16 protein-coding genes and 3 pseudogenes are annotated in these 16,570 nt (G+C 35.9%); 10 read left to right on the forward strand and 9 right to left on the reverse strand.

The window, feature by feature from the left end; all coding sequences use genetic code 11:
- Positions 1–22 precede the first annotated feature (22 nt).
- A complete protein-coding gene (locus FLP15_RS05465; protein WP_142766288.1) occupies positions 23–1,126 on the forward strand; it encodes a M20 family metallopeptidase in 1,104 nt (367 codons plus the stop codon).
- A 34-nt stretch (positions 1,127–1,160) separates the two neighbouring features.
- Here the strand turns inward: FLP15_RS05465 and fabZ are convergent, their stop codons facing one another.
- Positions 1,161–1,616 (reverse strand): 3-hydroxyacyl-ACP dehydratase FabZ, encoded by a 456-nt coding sequence (fabZ, locus tag FLP15_RS05470; protein ID WP_120771047.1) that lies wholly within the window; start codon positions 1,614–1,616, stop codon positions 1,161–1,163.
- 501 nt (positions 1,617–2,117) lie between these two features.
- Between fabZ and fabI the strand changes: the two genes are divergently transcribed.
- Positions 2,118–2,870, forward strand: a complete 753-nt coding sequence (gene fabI / locus FLP15_RS05475; protein ID WP_142766289.1) for an enoyl-ACP reductase FabI — start codon at positions 2,118–2,120, stop codon at positions 2,868–2,870.
- A 30-nt stretch (positions 2,871–2,900) separates the two neighbouring features.
- Here the strand turns inward: fabI and FLP15_RS05480 are convergent, their stop codons facing one another.
- Both FLP15_RS05480 and yidC read right to left on the reverse strand, forming a co-directional pair.
- Complete coding sequence (locus tag FLP15_RS05480; RefSeq protein WP_142766290.1) at positions 2,901–3,332, reverse strand: NUDIX hydrolase; 432 nt, start codon at positions 3,330–3,332, stop codon at positions 2,901–2,903.
- A 168-nt stretch (positions 3,333–3,500) separates the two neighbouring features.
- Positions 3,501–4,463: a membrane protein insertase YidC gene (gene yidC / locus FLP15_RS05485; protein ID WP_142766291.1), complete on the reverse strand. Its 963-nt coding sequence runs from the start codon at positions 4,461–4,463 to the stop codon at positions 3,501–3,503.
- A gap of 487 nt (positions 4,464–4,950) precedes the next feature.
- On the opposite strand from yidC, the gene FLP15_RS12710 reads away from it, so the two are divergent.
- A complete protein-coding gene (locus FLP15_RS12710) occupies positions 4,951–5,091 on the forward strand; it encodes a hypothetical protein (protein WP_190288354.1) in 141 nt (46 codons plus the stop codon).
- Here the strand turns inward: FLP15_RS12710 and FLP15_RS13830 are convergent.
- The 5 genes and pseudogenes from FLP15_RS13830 to FLP15_RS05510 all read right to left on the reverse strand — a co-directional run bounded on the left by FLP15_RS13830 (position 5,072) and on the right by FLP15_RS05510 (position 9,347).
- Positions 5,072–5,832 (reverse strand): annotated as a pseudogene (locus tag FLP15_RS13830) (HAD-IIB family hydrolase). The gene FLP15_RS12710 and the pseudogene FLP15_RS13830 sit on opposite strands and share 20 nt — an antisense overlap.
- Before the next feature lie 186 nt (positions 5,833–6,018).
- Positions 6,019–6,609 (reverse strand): ECF transporter S component, encoded by a 591-nt coding sequence (locus FLP15_RS05495; RefSeq protein ID WP_142766292.1) that lies wholly within the window; start codon positions 6,607–6,609, stop codon positions 6,019–6,021.
- Between the two features lie 12 nt (positions 6,610–6,621).
- Complete coding sequence (gene coaC / locus FLP15_RS05500; protein ID WP_142766293.1) at positions 6,622–7,158, reverse strand: phosphopantothenoylcysteine decarboxylase; 537 nt, start codon at positions 7,156–7,158, stop codon at positions 6,622–6,624.
- Between the two features lie 572 nt (positions 7,159–7,730).
- Positions 7,731–8,422, reverse strand: a pseudogene (locus tag FLP15_RS05505) (phosphopantothenate--cysteine ligase).
- A 739-nt stretch (positions 8,423–9,161) separates the two neighbouring features.
- Positions 9,162–9,347: a 2-hydroxymuconate tautomerase gene (locus FLP15_RS05510; RefSeq protein WP_142766294.1), complete on the reverse strand. Its 186-nt coding sequence runs from the start codon at positions 9,345–9,347 to the stop codon at positions 9,162–9,164.
- A gap of 813 nt (positions 9,348–10,160) precedes the next feature.
- On the opposite strand from FLP15_RS05510, the gene FLP15_RS05515 reads away from it, so the two are divergent.
- From FLP15_RS05515 to FLP15_RS05540, 6 genes and pseudogenes are all read left to right on the forward strand, one after another.
- Positions 10,161–11,321 carry an MFS transporter gene (locus tag FLP15_RS05515; protein ID WP_142766295.1) on the forward strand — a complete coding sequence of 387 codons (1,161 nt, stop codon included), beginning with the start codon at positions 10,161–10,163 and terminating at the stop codon, positions 11,319–11,321.
- A 242-nt stretch (positions 11,322–11,563) separates the two neighbouring features.
- Positions 11,564–11,971 (forward strand): MarR family winged helix-turn-helix transcriptional regulator, encoded by a 408-nt coding sequence (locus FLP15_RS05520; protein ID WP_142766296.1) that lies wholly within the window; start codon positions 11,564–11,566, stop codon positions 11,969–11,971.
- Positions 11,972–11,982: 11 nt separating this feature from the next.
- Entirely contained in the window at positions 11,983–12,621 is a 639-nt protein-coding gene (locus FLP15_RS05525; protein ID WP_142766297.1) for a nitroreductase family protein, read from the forward strand.
- Between the two features lie 9 nt (positions 12,622–12,630).
- On the forward strand, positions 12,631–12,918 hold the full coding sequence (locus tag FLP15_RS05530) for a putative quinol monooxygenase (RefSeq protein ID WP_142766298.1): 288 nt from the start codon (positions 12,631–12,633) through the stop codon (positions 12,916–12,918).
- A 2-nt stretch (positions 12,919–12,920) separates the two neighbouring features.
- Positions 12,921–13,280: a DUF1304 domain-containing protein gene (locus FLP15_RS05535; RefSeq protein WP_142766299.1), complete on the forward strand. Its 360-nt coding sequence runs from the start codon at positions 12,921–12,923 to the stop codon at positions 13,278–13,280.
- A 316-nt stretch (positions 13,281–13,596) separates the two neighbouring features.
- Positions 13,597–14,540: pseudogene (locus FLP15_RS05540) on the forward strand (endo-beta-N-acetylglucosaminidase H).
- A gap of 398 nt (positions 14,541–14,938) precedes the next feature.
- Here the strand turns inward: FLP15_RS05540 and FLP15_RS05545 are convergent.
- Complete coding sequence (locus FLP15_RS05545) at positions 14,939–15,520, reverse strand: TetR/AcrR family transcriptional regulator (protein ID WP_142766300.1); 582 nt, start codon at positions 15,518–15,520, stop codon at positions 14,939–14,941.
- 174 nt (positions 15,521–15,694) lie between these two features.
- Here FLP15_RS05545 and FLP15_RS05550 point away from each other — a divergent pair, with 174 nt between their 5' ends.
- Complete coding sequence (locus tag FLP15_RS05550; RefSeq protein WP_120771061.1) at positions 15,695–15,928, forward strand: helix-turn-helix domain-containing protein; 234 nt, start codon at positions 15,695–15,697, stop codon at positions 15,926–15,928.
- Positions 15,929–16,570 lie beyond the last annotated feature (642 nt).

Below are 16,570 nucleotides of genomic sequence, written 5' to 3' on the forward strand. Positions count from 1 at the left end.
ATGAACAGGCATAAGGAGAGTTATGGAAGCGTCAGTTGAATTATTAAAAAAATTAGTATCTATTCCATCTGCATCAGGGAATGAGAAAGAGATTCTAGAATATATTGAGCAATGGTTAATAGATAAAAAATTCGATTTTGTATTACGTGAAAAAAGTTTTGTTGCAGGACAAATTAAGGCGCAAGTGAAAGCTAAGAAAGCGGTCATTTTTGCTGGTCATATTGATACTGTTGTTGCTGGAAATTTGGAGGACTGGAATTTTCCTCCAACTGAGCCACAAGTCAAAGATGGAAAAATTTTCGGTCTTGGTGTAAGCGACATGAAAGGCGGAGATGTTGGTAATTTAATTGCTGCAGCTGATTTTGTAGGAGAAGCGCTCACACAGGATATTTGGGTTGTAGGGACAGCTAATGAAGAACTAGATGGTAAAGGTTCAGAGGATTTTGCAAATTGGTTCGTAAAAAATACAGATTATCAATCAGCAGTTTGCATTATTTCGGAACCAACAAGCCTGAATAAAATTTATGTTGGACAGCGTGGGAATCATTTTATGAAGCTGCATTTTACAGGAAAAGCAGGTCATGCTTCACATCAAGAGCATTTTGGATTGAGTGCTTTGGGGACAGCAAGTCAGTTTTTGGCAAATATTGATACTATTGCTGAAGATTTAAAGAAGTATAAAAATCAGGTTTTAGGAGTTCCATCATTTGTAGCGACGTCCATTCAGGCTGGAGATTCAAGTTCACCAAATAAAACAGCAGATTATGCAGATGTAGTAGTAGATTGTCGTCTAACGCCAGAGCTAGAAGAGGTTTTTGAAGCTTATATGGAGGAGTTAGGTAAAAAATACAACTTTACTTATGAGAATGTTGTAACTCCAGTATTATCTACTTTGACAGATGGACAGGCTCCTTTTGTAGAAATATTGAAAGAATTATCTGATGCGACAACGACTGCTGCTGTCGGTTCAAATGACCAAGGCTTTTTTGAAAATATTGGGGTCAGTACAGTAGTATTTGGACCAGGAGAGCATGATCAGGGACACGTTGCCAATGAATATTTTATTATTGAGAACTTGGAGAAACATATTCAATTATTAAAGCAATTTATTCATCAGATGCAGTAAAATAAAAATGTTACTCAATCGAGTAACATTTTTATTATTTTGTTTGTTCAGCAGCTTCATCAACGATGAAAGTAAATTGGCAAGTCGTTACTTTTTTACCATCAACATAAGCAGCAGCATCAGCCGTCCCAACTTTTCCTCGGAATTTAGTAATTTCAAATTCGAGTTTCATAACATCGCCAGGTACAACTTTTTGGCGGAACTTAGCTTTGTCGATTCCACCGATATAAGCCATTTTACCTTGAAATTCTTCTTTTTTGAGAATCAATATCGAACCAGCTTGAGCAAGTGATTCAAGAATCAAAACACCTGGAAAAGTAGGATTGCCTGGAAAATGACCATTGAAAACTTCTTCATTGATTGTCACATTTTTTGTGGCAATGATTTTATTTTCAGAGAGTTCATCAACATAGTCAATAAACATGATTGGGTAGCGATTAGGAATAACTTCCATCACTTCAGTTGCGGTCATGGCATATTGTTTTGTCATTGTATTCTTTTTCCTTTTACGAATTTATGGATACTTATAATTATATCACGTAAGATAGATTTTGTTATATTTGAACATGTTTTTTTTACTTACCGAGTGCTTCTATGAATGTGAAGTGTTATGAACTAATATAAGCAGAGAATTGAGAAACTCTAACTTGACAGTTCGGCATTTTTAAGTTAAAATTTTATGTATCAAGTATTTTGATATACAAAACCTTTTACATTTAATCTTACCAATTTCTTGTGAAAGTGTCAACTTTTTTATTAAAGATATGAGAAGTGCTCACTTACAGGCTATGAAAGATAGAAAAATCTATGGTTTCGCATAATCGCAGGCTCTAGGTTTTATCTTTTTTTACGGGCTTTTAAGTGAAAGGCTGGTATTTATACTCAACTAACTTTAAACCATCTGTGAGTGTTTTTAGCGAATCTAGTATAAAAATATCAGAGTGTGCTTTGAATTCAATTATTAAATTAAAGAAAAGGACTTATTTTATTTATGTTTTTAGAAGGTAAAAAGATTGTCGTTATGGGTGTCGCCAACAATAAATCTATTGCTTGGGGATGTGCAAAGGCGTTGAAAGATCAAGGTGCTACACTAATTTATACTTTCCAAAATGAACGTATGGAAAAACAATTGGCAAAATTGGCTGAACCGGAAGATTTGCTTATTGAATGTGATGTTGCTTCTGATGAATCAATTCGTCGTGCTTTTTCAACAATCGAAAGTCGTGTAGGGAAAATTGATGGTTTAGTTCATGCTGTTGCTTACTCTAAAAAAGAAGAACTTGGCGGGAATGTCACTGATATTTCACGTGACGGTTATGCGCTGGCACAAGATATTTCGGCTTATAGCTTGCTTGCTGTTTCCAAAGCCGCAAAACCTTTGCTCAATAAGGGTTCTGGTATTGTAACTTTGACTTACATGGGTTCAGTTCGTGCGATTCCAAACTACAATGTCATGGGGATTGCTAAAGCGGCACTCGAATCTACAGTTCGTTATCTTGCTGCTGAAATGGCACACGTTGGTGTTCATGTAAATGGTATTTCTGCTGGTGCAATTAAAACGCTTGCTGTATCAGGTGTTTCAGGTTATAAAGATTTGATTAAAGAATCTGATAGCCGTACAGCAGATGGTATTGGTGTAACAATCGAAGAAGTAGGGCAAACTGCTGCTTTCCTTGTTAGTCCTCTTGCTGCGGGTATCATTGGTGACATCATTTATGTTGATAAGGGTGTTCATTTGACTTAAGAATAATGAAAAGCACTGACAGAAACTCTGTCAGTGTTTTTTGATATATCTTATCAGCCAATTATCACGGATTTCTTGAGAAATGGGGCTGTCAGTATGCTGACAGCTCTTTTTGATTTGCATTTTTCTATGAGGGACCATGAGAAAAGGCAGATGATGGATGGAGAAAAATTTGACTTTTGCAGTTTCTGAGCCAGATTTTAGGGCAGTTCCATCGATGATTCTTCCTGTGAAGATATACTGACGGTCATCGAGCTCGATGTTATCGTACTGACCTGAGTATTGGTCAATCTTTATCTGGAAACCTGTTTCTTCAAAATACTCGCGAACTGCAGCCTCCATAGGACTTTCGCCTGAGTCAATATGTCCACCAGGTAAATCCCAAAGGGGAAAGTCGCGACGTTTGACTAATAAAATCTTATCATCTTTTTTACAAATGGTAAATGCTCCCGATGTTTTCATAGCGTAATAATAGCATAAAACACTTGGTCTGACAAGATTTTTTAAATCATTCTTTATAAATAAGAAACTCTGTCAGTTCAATGCGATTAACGTGAGCATTGAATCGGCGGATAAAATCTTCATCAGCAGAGCTGATAAAGCTGTCAGTACACTGACAGAGTTTTCTTTTTATTTTCGGTTTTGTTTACCAGCGTTTCGGCCGCCTTTTTTGCGTTCTTCATCATTTCTTTCGCTAGTGATCGCTTTAAAATTTTCTTGAACAGATGTTGGAGTAACATCTTTGACGCCTTCATCATTGATTTTTGGAGGATTTTTTGTAAATTCTTCGTCAATTTTACGACGCATCCGAGGCTTCATAATGAAAGTAATGATGACTTGTTGGATGACAATAACGAAACCACCAACAGCCCAGTAGAGTGCAACTCCAGCAGGTGACATGAAGCTGAAGATAACAATCATGGCAGGACTCATAATCAACATTGTCATTCCTGTTTTCTTTTGCTCTGGAGTCATTGAAAATGTTGAAATCCAAGTTTGGAGGAAGTAGAGTACTCCTGAGATGATTGTTAAAATGATGCTAGGGTGACCAAGTGGGATACCAAAGAAAGTTGCATTTGAAATTCCTTGAGTATAGGCAGCGGCATTATAGAGCGCGATAAAGAAAGGCCATTGTATCAGCATTGGTAAGCAGCCAATCGAGGCAAGCATGTTAATCCCATTATCTTTTTGGGCTTTCATGAGTGCTTGTTGGGCAGCCATTTTTTCTTCGGAAGTTGTTGCTGATTTTAAACGTTCATTTAATGGAGCAAAAACAGGAGCGAGATAAGCCGTTTTTTCTTGCATATATGTTGATTTGTAGGCTTGATTTAAACCTAAAGGCAAAATCAAGAAACGAATAATCAAGGTAACAAGAATAATTCCCCAGCCATAACCTAAACCGAGATTATGGGCAAAAAGGTCAACAAACCCAGACATGGGACGGACAAGGAGATTATAGGTCAAACCATGAGTAGCGGCTTGCGTGGGGACACGAACGCCGTTAACAACATGAGTCTGAACACAGCCAGATAGAAGCAACAGCGCTGCCACAGAAATTCCGGCTAGGGTTAATTTTTTCTTTGAATTTTTCAAAATAAGTTCACTTTCTATAAAGATGAGTTAGAGTGTAAAGTGTAAAAAACCTAAATAGTGAAGCACAGCTTCTTTACAGTCAACAGGTTTGAAATCACCAGTTGACATTACTACCTTATCGGCTTGAGGATATGCTAGTTGTTTCATATAGTCAATTGTCACTGCAACTTGGGGTCTTAGTTAAGTATCATATCATTGCTTCAGCACATAGTTAGGCGAGCATGGATAGCGCAGCAACGAAATTGCGGAAAACGTGAAATCGACAGTAGAGTTATCTACTAATTTTCAGAAAAAGTTAGAGATGACTGTACTAGCTACTCTTTCAAGAGATAAAGAATACAACACAAGCAGTGTTTTTGAACACATCTACTCATAAATTAAACATACTTTACCATTTTACCTGATTTTTTGTTGAAATTCAATAGGACTAAAGCCCGAAAAATCACGGAGATAGTTGACAAAAAGCTGTCAGTTCAATGCGATTACCATGAGCATTGAATCGGCGGATAAAAGTTTTGTCAGCGAAGCTGAAAAAGCTGTCAGCATACTGACAGCTTCATTTTTATTAATAAGAGTCTTGTCAGCAATATTTTCTGGCAAATCAGATGTTAAAGTTCGTCGTCCATAGCAATAACAGTTTTCAAAATTGCTGCTGTTTCTTGCCAGTCACGCACTGTAATTGTTTCGATGCCCATTTGCACAACAGGGTAGTCATTACCACCAGGTTGAGTCATATCACCAAAATAAAGGATTTCAGGTTTAGTCACATTGAGTTCTTTCATCATATGATTCATACCAAATTCTTTGTTTTGTCCTGGAACAAATCCATTGATTGTTGTTGTACCTGCAACTTCAAATTCGAAATCAGGAGCGTATTTAGAGGCGAGCTTCGCAATTTCATTACGTTTGGTCATGTCTGGATCCCAAGCTTGTTTTGCCTCAACACCAGCTTTTTGACCGATTGCAGAATAGGCAATCATTGACTCACGATTTTCATTGATTTCGTCGCCTGGAAGAAGCACTGACTCATCCCAATGTCCAAGTTCTTTAGCTGCTTTTTCAAGTGCTCCATGATAGCGTTTGCTTGCTCATCGGTTAATGAGAAATTAAAGACTTGTTTCCATTCACCATTTTCATGAGCATAGTATTGTGTGCCTTGTGCGACAAATAAATGAAAATTATCTAAGTTTGCAGTTTCGGGCAAATTATTGATAATTTGAATCAGAAATTGGTCGTATTTTTGCCCACTAATTGGAGCAATGATATATTTCTGAGACAATGTTGCGAGCAACTCAGCCATTTCAGGAAAGATTGGCATTTTTGGTTCGTTGAGTGTGTTGTCAATGTCGAAACTTAAGATTTTTTTCATAAGTCTTTCTCCTTTAAGGTACAAAAACGACTGACTTGACTTTGAGAAGTAGCTAAAACGGGCTAGTCTATTTTTCAAAGCCAAGTCGTTTTCGTTCGTTTTATTTTTTATTTATCAACGCTTACATTATAACACTTTTATAACAAAAAACACAGTCAAACTATGAATGAGACTGTGTTTTTTTCATTATTGATTACCTCTAGCTTTGGATAAAGCAGGGACAATTGCCATTGTCAAGATGACTGCGATGACAACTTCAGCGATAGAATTTCCAGTGATAATAGAAGCGAGTAAAGCACCAAAAGTTTGTTTAGTGACAGCTCGAAAGAATAAGAAGATAAATCCGAGGACAAGCACAGTATTTGTCGCAGTGCCGACGAAGGCAGCCAGACCAGCTCCAAACTGATTTTTACTCATTTTGTAAATGTAATAAGGAAAAACTCCGATTAAAATTCGAGGAACAATAGCGATAACTAAAGCCCAAATTGAACCATGATTCGTTCCAGGAATAGGTTGTAAAGGGCTGAACATGAAGCTTGAAGGCAAGGTGACTACAGTCGCGTTAACCACGCTGATAATCCCCATCACTAAACCAAGGAACGCGCCTTTTTTGCTCCCAAGAACGATTGAGCCGATAATCACTGGAATGTGCAATAGCGTGGGAACAATTGGCAAAGGCCAGACACTATAAACAATCTGGCTTAAAATTTGGACAACGACCATGATTGCGATAAAAATCGCAAGAATCGCAACGTCAGATGCTTTAGAATTTTTCATATTTACCTCGTTTTATAGGGATTGCTCAATGCTTGATAAGATGTCTGGTAGGTCAGCAAGTGCGCCCTCTCCAAAGTCTCCACAGGCAAGTAAAGATTTTTTAGGTTGAATAATATTATAATCTATTTTCTTAAGAATCTCAATATTTCGTTGCGTTAACGGATTTTGGTACATTTTCGTATTCATCGCTGGCGCAAGATATTTTGGCACGCTAGGCTCTAAAGCGAGTGCGACACTTGTCACGATATCATTTGCAGCACCTTGCGAGAGACGGCTGATAGTGTCTGCGGTAGCGGGTGCAACGAGAAATAGTTCTGTGTTTTTAGCAAGGTCAATATGGTTGACAATTTCAGGACGTTCCTCGTCCATGACATTAAAGTGAACTTTGTTTTTGGAGAGGACTTGAAGAGTCAGAGGAGTGATAAATTGAGTAGCGGCGTGAGTCATGAGTACAGTGACCTCATGATTTTGCTTTGTCAGTAACGAAACAAGGTCAGCAGCTTTATATGCGGCAATGCTGCCTGTAACAGCTAAAGTGATTTTTGTCATGATCAGTCCTTTCTGGGGTTGAAGTCCGAACTTATACTAGTTCACCTTTAATTTTACATAGTAAAATTATTAGATGGCTACGCTGTCCATTGGCTGTATTTCTACTTTGCTCTGCTTCCGACACTATCTCCGCAACTTCGTTGCTTCGCTGTCCATGCGAAGCACCTAGTCGCAGTGGCAAGCCACTAGGTGAAGCAACTAGCATATCCGTAAGCGCTAAAGCGCCAACGGCTATCCTATAAAGTGGTAAGTTCAAATCGCAATCTGTTGAAGCGTAATGCCAAATATAATCAAACGGACAAATGTTTTACGCGCAAGAAGAGGTTTGCGTGAAACGCAAAGCTTTTAATTGCGACTCGGTGCTTTGCCTTTTGCTCTTGCTGCTTTAGCAGATTGCGATTTGAACTTGCCACTTTAGTGGCTTAGTGAAATCGACGGCGAAGCAAAGCGGAGATAGAGCGAATGGATACCCGTGGTGCATCGACATCGTAGCGCAGTGAAGTAATTTTTAAATGGAACATTCAGAAATTAAACAGTATTAGTGTCAATTTGTTGTTGATTTTTATAGTGAATTAGCTATAGTACGTTTTTGATACTGACAGAATTTTGTCAGCAATTTCAGATTTTGTATGGAGTTCCTCCATACTGTCAGTACTTACAATAAAGGCTTTGTGCTGACTGTTTTTGATATTTTCAAGATCATTTGCAATGATGAAATCGGCTCGAGTACTGATGAGTTTTTCTTTGGCAACATCAAGCAATTCTTGCTTCTCCACTCCTGCAAGCAATTTGAAACCAAAAAGAAGTACATGAGGGTTCCAAGTTTTGATAAAACTAATAATTTTGGGTGTTTTTTCCAAAAGCATAATTTGATAATTAGATTTTGATGAGATTTTTTTGGCATGATGAGGATGAAAATTAAGTAAATCTTGTTCTGTCAGTACTGACGGAAAATTTTCGAGTCCAGTCATGTAAAGGGGCGATAATCACTGACTGCCATGCTATGGACGACCACATCTACTAAGGGAACACAGCGTTTCATTTCCTTGTAAAGATTCTCAGTTCCCATGATTGTGATAATCTTTAACCGTTGGTTCGCTTGTGGTAAAACTGCTTTGTCACCAGCAAGAAGAATAACTTCATGTCCATCTTCTAAAAAACGCTCTGCAGTTAATTTGCCAAGTCCTCCTGTAGCAAAATTACTGATGCCACGCACGCTGTCAATAGGTTCAGTTGTTCCACCAGAAGTAATTAGAACTTTCATTTTTATATTTAAACTTTCATATTTAGTTTTTTAGAAAAATTGTACGATATAACATACAGAAATGACTATAACGTCAGACCAGTGTCTTGAGGGCAAAAATTGTGAGAAAAAGTAAAATCTCATTTTATCAGTTGTTCTGTAATCAGCGTGCCTTTAGTTCTCGAAGTTTTAACTTAGCAAGTGCGTGCTATCTTCGCCCTTTGGGCTACACTGTCCATCCTCGCTATGGTGCTACGTGCTTCGCACGCCGTTCTGCGAACGTTCTACGCAACTTTGTTGCTCCGCTGTCCGTTTGCTTAGCTGCTAAAGCAGCACTAAGCTCCGCTTTAGTTCTACTGCCCTAGGGTCTTGCGCTTAGACTTCAGGGACAGGGTGACCTCATATCTTTGATGTGAGGTTGTACCTTAACATTGATGGGGAGAAACCCCGCCAATGAAGTAATCACTTCAATCGCTAAGTAGGTGGACAGCGTAGACAGTTTATAGAACAGAGCACTGAGTGATGTATTCTGCTACATTTTTACACTAGGACAGTTATAAAGTACCATAAATCATTCGTATTTTTTACAATAATTTTGCTATGGAACTCACTTGTATTTTATCTTATTAAAAATTAATTTTCAAGCATACCTACCTCATTGACTGAAAATGCAAAAAAAAATATCTGTCAGTACTGACAGATGTTTTTACTGGCAGTATCAATGTTCATGAGTTATCGCATCAAACTGACAGCATTTCTCTTAATTCTTTTTACGCATTTCACCCGCTTGAAAAAGTGTTCCTTCAGGCAAATCAGTGAAAATAACATTTATCGCTGATGCAGGAGCACCTGCGTGTTTAGTAATTGATTCAGTAATTTCTTTAGCTATAGCAGCTTTTTGCTCCAGCGTGCGTCCTTCAAAAAGTTCAACATGGACAAAGGGCATAAACTTTGGTTCTGGTGTGGAATGTCCACATCAGCCTTTCTGTTATTATGAAAGTATTTTATCATAAAATCAATATTTACACCATTTCTGTCAGTACTGACAGAATCATTTATTTTTAAAATTCTATTGTAAAAGAGTGTATTTTATAGTATAATCAAGGAATTAGGAAAAAAATAAGAAGCTCAAGTTTTGAGCACTACAAACAAAAAGTAACTAGTTATAGTTCTTATTTTTTTGCAATAAAAATTAGAAGAAAGATAATAGCAAAAGCTATCTCTTTTTTTCTAACCCAAATCGGAGCGCTTACCTTGTGATAAGCGCTCCGATTTTAACTTAGCAAGTGCATGCTATCTCCGCCCTTTGGGCTACGCTGTCGATGCTCGCTACGGTGCTGGAGCACCTAGTCGCAATCGCAATTCCCCCACCTCATAAGGTGGCAGGATAAGCAGCACTGAGCTCTGCTTTCGTTCTACTGCCCTAGGATCTTAGCGCTTTAGCGCTTAGACTTCAGGGACAGGGTGACCTCATATCTTTGATGTGAGGTTGTGCCCTAACATTGGTGGGGGAGAAAGAATCTCCCACCAATGAAGTAATCACTTCAACAAAGTTTGTCCTCTTTGAAATGAGTGAAAAAGATAAATCGCACAAAGAACTATACTTTCTTACGCGATTTCCTATCTATGTGTTTTTAACACTCCACTGTCAGTTTGTTTATCTCCTGAAACAGCAAGAGCAAGAGCAAGAGAAGAGCCAAGTAGCATTTTTCATCATTTCAAAGCAGTCGACTTACATCTTATTAACAAGGAGGAACCAATGAAGAACAAAAAAAGAATGATGAATTTAGCCATTTCCAATTTGTTTTTAGTATTTTTAGGAGCAGGATTAGTCATTCCTGTTCTCCCAAAATTAAAAGAACAGATGAACTTTTCAGGGACAACAATGGGAATGATGATTTCTATTTTTGCTATCGCTCAATTGGTTGCTTCGCCAATTGCAGGAGCTTTGTCAGATAAAATCGGTAGAAAAAAACTTATCGCAATCGGGATGATTATCTTCTCCTTTTCTGAATTATTATTTGGTTTAGCGCAAATAAAAATGGGATTCTATATTTCACGTGGTTTAGGTGGGGTGGCAGCAGCTCTAGTAATGCCCTCTGTGACAGCATACGTAGCAGATTTGACGACAATTGCAGAGCGTTCTAAAGCAATGGGATTAGTATCAGCTGCGATTAGTGGTGGTTTTATTATAGGTCCAGGAGCGGGCGGATTTATTGCAACTTTAGGGATTCGTGCTCCATTTTATGTCGCGGCCCTTTTGGCTCTCGTTGGATTTATTCTGACTTTAACCATTCTCAAAGAGCCAGAACATCCGATTCAAACAGATAAAGCAGTTAAACATGGTTCATTTTGGAATATATTAAAAAATCCAACCTTTACATCAATATTTATCATCATTTTGATTTCATCATTTGGTTTGCAAGCTTTTGAGTCAATTTATAGCATCATGGCAACCATTAATTTTGGTTTTACAACAGGCGAAATCGCAATGGTGATAACAGTAAGCGGTATTCTTGCACTGATTTTCCAACTCTTTTTATTTGATACAATTGTAAGTAAAATGACTGAACTTGGATTGATTCAGTGTACTTTCTTTGTCAGTGCAATATTCATTGCGATTATTGCCGTTACTAAGAATAATCTTGTTGTTGCATTGTCAACATTCATTATTTTCCTTGCCTTTGATTTATTTAGACCCGCTGTCACAACGTACCTCTCAAGACACGCAGGTGAGCAGCAAGGAGCGATTAATGGATTAAACTCAACTTTTACAAGTTTTGGTAATATTTTAGGACCACTTGCAGCAGGATATATGTTTGACATCAACCATCTTTTCCCATACTATATCTCCGCAGCAATTCTTTTGGGAACTGGATTTCTATCTCTATTTATGAATAGAAAAAAAGCCCTAGCATAACTATTATCATCTCATTTGGACAATTATAGAGTTTCACCGAGCCAGTGAGAGAGAAGCTGCTATTTGATTATCATGCATTATGTAAGGTAGAGAATATACAAAACTAGTAGTACATCTAAAAAGAGGATTTTTCAGAAATCCTCTTTTTAGATTCTATAAAACCTTTTTTGTTTACAATAGAATACAAAAATGATATGATTGACCAATCAATGATTGACTAGTCAAGAAATGAGGTGAGAAATATGAAGCTTAGAAATGTGAGTAAGTTGCTCTATCAGCTAAAAATAGCAAATCAGGAGATGACATCATCTTTTGAAAAAGTAACGGGATTTAGTATCACTAGATATGAACTTATGATGATTTTAAAAACCAAGGGGAGATGTTCCCAAACTCAATTACAAACAGAGCTCAAGATAGATAGTGCTGCGGTAACAAGACATTTGAAAATACTTGAAGAAAAAAATTACGTTACTAGAGAGAGAAATAAAGATAATAATCGAGAAGTTTTTGTAGAAATCACAGACAAGGCGAAGGAAGATTTAGCATATTGTGAAAAAGAACACCCTTCTGCCGAACAATCTTTAAATATCACTTTAACCGAAGCAGAAGAAGATTATTTATTACAACTACTAACGAAATTAACAAAATAGAAGAGGAAAAAATGGAAACAAAATTGATTAATAATGATTTTTCAGAAATTACTTTTGGAAGAAAATCAATCAGACTTTATGATGAAAATTTTAAAATTTCACACGAAGAAATGCTTCAATTAATTCAGGAAGCGACTGCTGCACCATCATCAGTAAATATGCAGCCGTGGCGTTTTGTCGTGATTGAAAGCAAAGAGGAAAAAGAAAAATTAAAGCCGTTGATTCGCTTCAACACCAGACAAAATGATACTTCTTCAGCGATGATACTAATCTTTGGTGATACAAATTGTTATGAACTTGGGGAAGAAATCTATAATCAAGCTGTAGAAGAAGGAAAGATGCCTGAAGAAGTTAGAAATCAACAATTAGAAGCAATCATTCCATATTATAAAAGTTTCACAAAAAGTGAAATGAATGATGTGGTCAAAATAGATGCTAGTCTAGCCGCTATGCAATTGATGTTAGTAGCACGTGCTCATGGTTATGATACTAATCCAATTGGTGGCTTTGAAAGTGATCAGCTTGCGGAAACATTTGGATTAGATAAAGCACGCTATGTTCCAGTATTGATTTTGTCCATCGGAAAAGCAATCGAAGAAGGCTATGAGTCAGTTCGATTAAATGCTAGTAAAATAACATCATTTAAGTAAGGAAAGCAAATGAAAGTTATTAATATCTCGTTTTATATAAAAGAAACAAAAAGAAATGAATTTTTAAAAGCAATGGCTCCATTGATTGCATCTGCTCGACAAGAAAAAGGTTGTCAACGATATGATTTATACGAGAATATTGAACAAAAAAATAATTTTTCTATGATTGAGCATTGGGAAAGTCAGGAAGATATTGAACAACATAATCAAAACCCACTTTTATTATCACTTTTTGAACACCTTTCTGCTTATAGTGAAAAGAAAGCCAAAATCACAGTCTTTGATAAAGGAGAATAGAAATGTCAATTTTAACAACGCTTCTGACAATTTTTGTTGCATTAGAATTTTTTTATATCATGTATTTGGAAACTTTCGCAACAGATTCAAAAACAACTGGTCGAGTTTTTAAAATGAATAAAAAGGAACTAGAACGCTCATCGGTTAGCTTATTGTTTAAAAATCAAGGTATTTACAATGGATTGTTAGGTATCGGGCTTCTTTACGGTTTGTTTTTTTCAGTAGCTTCTTTAGAGATTGTAAGAGTGTTACTAGTATATATTATCCTAGTGGCGCTTTATGGAAGCTTAACGACTGATAAAAAAATTATTTTCACTCAAGGAGGATTAGCGATTTTAGCCCTAATTTCGTCTTTTGTTTGAAGTGAAATGAGTTTAAGGAGCAAGAGAAGTCCTGCTCTTTTTGAATATCCAAAATTATTCAAAGAGGTATTAATATATAAATAAAGTTCGATATCATTAGTTTGCATTCAAAGAGTAGGAAAGTTTTCATAGGCATTTGCTAATCTAGAAAAACGTAAAGTATCGTACCTCTGGGCAGATATGTACGAATCAGGAAGTATTGAGAATGTAACTCATTGTGAATAAAAAATTATGAAATAATACTTGTTTTTTAATGATAAAAAAGATAGAATGACTCTGTAAACGCTATCAATTTTATTTTAAGGAAGGAAATTTTATGAACAGTATACCCAGCACTCGACTTTTTAATAAAAAGAATGCTCTTGTCCTAGCTCTTTTGACTTTGCTGATTTTTGTTGGCAGTCTATTTTTACCTCCTTTCATTTTAAAAGCTCACGCGGCTACAGAAGGAATACCTAAAACGGTCATGTATGTAGAAGTGAACAATAATGACTTTAATAATGTTGGAAAATATACATTGGAAGGTACAACAAAACCAGCTTTTGACATAGGGATTATTTTTGCAGCAAACATTAACTACGATACAACAAGCAAAAAACCTTATTTATTTTTAAATGAACGTGTCACACAAACTTTAAATGAATACGAAACACAAATTCGTCCAGTTCAGGCGCGTGGTACAAAAGTTCTTCTATCAATTTTAGGCAACCATCAGGGCGCAGGTTTTGCGAATTTTACGACTTATGAAAGTGCTGACGCCTTTGCCGCAGAGATTGAACAAGTGGTTAATAAATACCATCTAGATGGTGTAGATTTTGATGATGAATACGCAGAATATGGTAAAAATGGAACAGCACAGCCAAATAATTCTTCTTTCATTTGGTTACTTCAAGCGTTACGTAGTCGCTTGGGAACAGATAAATTAATTACCCTCTACAATATTGGCCCTTCAGCTTATAACTCTGCGACTAATCCATTGATGAGTGAGTTGGTTAATTATTCATGGAATCCCTATTATGGTAGCTGGCAACCACCACAAATTGTTGGATGGATGCTTCACGACTTGGGGCAGCAGCAGTTGAAGTAGGGGTGAATCAAGGCACAGCAGTACAGTTAGCAAACAGAACTAAAACAGAAAAATACGGTATTTACTTAATGTATAACCTTTCAGGAACAAATTCAGCTTCATATATTTCCGCCGTAACACAAGAACTTTATGGTCGTAAAACATTATATAGTTCAACTATCCCAGTACCATAAATGAGAATCTATTTTATTGATAAATGATTAGGATAACTAGTAAATCATAGTTTAGTCCAAACCAAAAAAAAACTGAGCGAAAGTCATTTTGCTCAGTTTTTTTTATATTGTTCCCAAAATGATTTTCTCACACTTAAATAGATTATTTTATCAAGGGGAGTTTATCAAGTAAGGTAATGAAATTAAATAAAACCATCTAATTATAATATATAAATTGAACAAAACCATCTATTTCTAAGATTGATTATCAAAAATACAGATGATCTATCAATAAAATTAAAGGAAATCAGCGATTTGCCATATTTATCAATATTAATTATAATACTATTGTCATTTGATGACATATATTGATAACAATATTTTATTTTTATATACAAAAAAAGATTTACCTCTTGAGATCAATTTAGACCAATATCACCATAAATCAAGTCTTTCATGGATGTTTTCATGAGATAAAGAAATTTTTCTTTGAATACTTCAGGTGGGACAGGAGTTTTTGCGGAAAGCCAAAGTGAAAAGCAAGCATAAAGAAAAATGTTATAAAAGCGAAGGAGTTCTTCTGCCGAGAAGTAAGGGGCAAGATGATGTTCTTTTACCAATCTTTCATAGCGCTCGTGTAACCAATCAATGGAAAGTTCTACGGTATGGTCGGCAGGAAGAAATGGAAGAGGAGTAGTATAAATCAGATGTGCTTCATCTCTATGTCGCCATAGCACTGTTATTACAATATCAATAAAAATTTCAATTGGAAGTTCATTAGGGTTAAATCTAAAGATTTGCTCGTTAATTTCTTGAATAATAGTGATATTGATATAATCAATGATTCCCGCAACGCCTTGGTTATTAAAGTTGCTTTGGATAGTGTTTCTAGTAATCCCAGAACGACGAGAAATTTCCTCTACGGTGATATTTTGAGTTTCATTTTCTGCGGCAATCTTGAGTAAAGTTTGGATAATGATTTGTTTAGTGTCTTTTGCCATTATTAAAAATTCCTCTTTAGGCGAATATTAGTTTGATTGTTATTATACCAAATATATAAAAGAATGATAAATCTTAAGATTACGACGCGGACAGAAGTAAGATGTTATGATTCTAAAAAATAAGTAGTGAAAATTTTAAGTTATATTGATTTAAAGATAAGGAGCAAAAATTAAATGATTTTTGAACAAGATTTTAAAATAAATTATGATCCTGCAATGTTTTATTGTAGGATAGAGGAGTGCATCAAAGCATCTGGGAAGACATTTAATGCAGTGGAAAGAGAATTGGGTTATCCTCGAAATTCACTTCACAACTATCGTGGAGGCAAAATACCGAGTTGGGTGCGAGTGCTAGAGATTTCAAGATATTTCGGTGTTGATTTAGAATGGCTTGTGGGATTGGAATGAAAATATTGTTATCGAAATTGATGGATAGACCAGTAGTTGCTGGTCTTTTTGATTGTCGTGATATTTTAGTATTTTGCTGGGGTATTATCATATTGTCGAATTATTTGACAAAGTTTTTCGTATCCTTGAATCATCCTTCGTATATATTGGATTTCTCTTTTGTAGGGGATAAAACTATAAAATAGTTTTATAGGTCGAAAAAAGTGCTATAAATGTTATAACAGGAGAGCTTTGTTTATTGTTTATTTCTACAAAAGTAGAAGTGAACGTTTAGTAAAAAGTGACAAGGTGAGAAGCATCTTTTGAGACAAGCTATCTCATTTTTTATTTGGGGAGTTTGGAATCCCAGTCTATTAATATGGAATATTAGGAACATTAAGGAGAAAGCGGGTAACGTATGGCACAGTTTTATTGAAAGCCTGAAAAGTTTTATTTCACTGAATCTCTGAAAAATAAAAAATCACTAATCTTATATGTAATTAGGGAGTGGTTTTAGCGTAGTTTATATATTCAAAGTATAAGCGAGGTAGCTTCATTATGTCATTAGGATATAAAATGTTATAATAAAAGAAAATGATATTATTTAGAAAATTGAAAAAATAAAAAGCTTAATTTGATAAGTATTATAACGCTTTTGATGAT

It is taken from the genome of Lactococcus protaetiae (assembly GCF_006965445.1).
Taxonomy (GTDB): Bacteria; Bacillota; Bacilli; order Lactobacillales; family Streptococcaceae; genus Lactococcus; species Lactococcus protaetiae.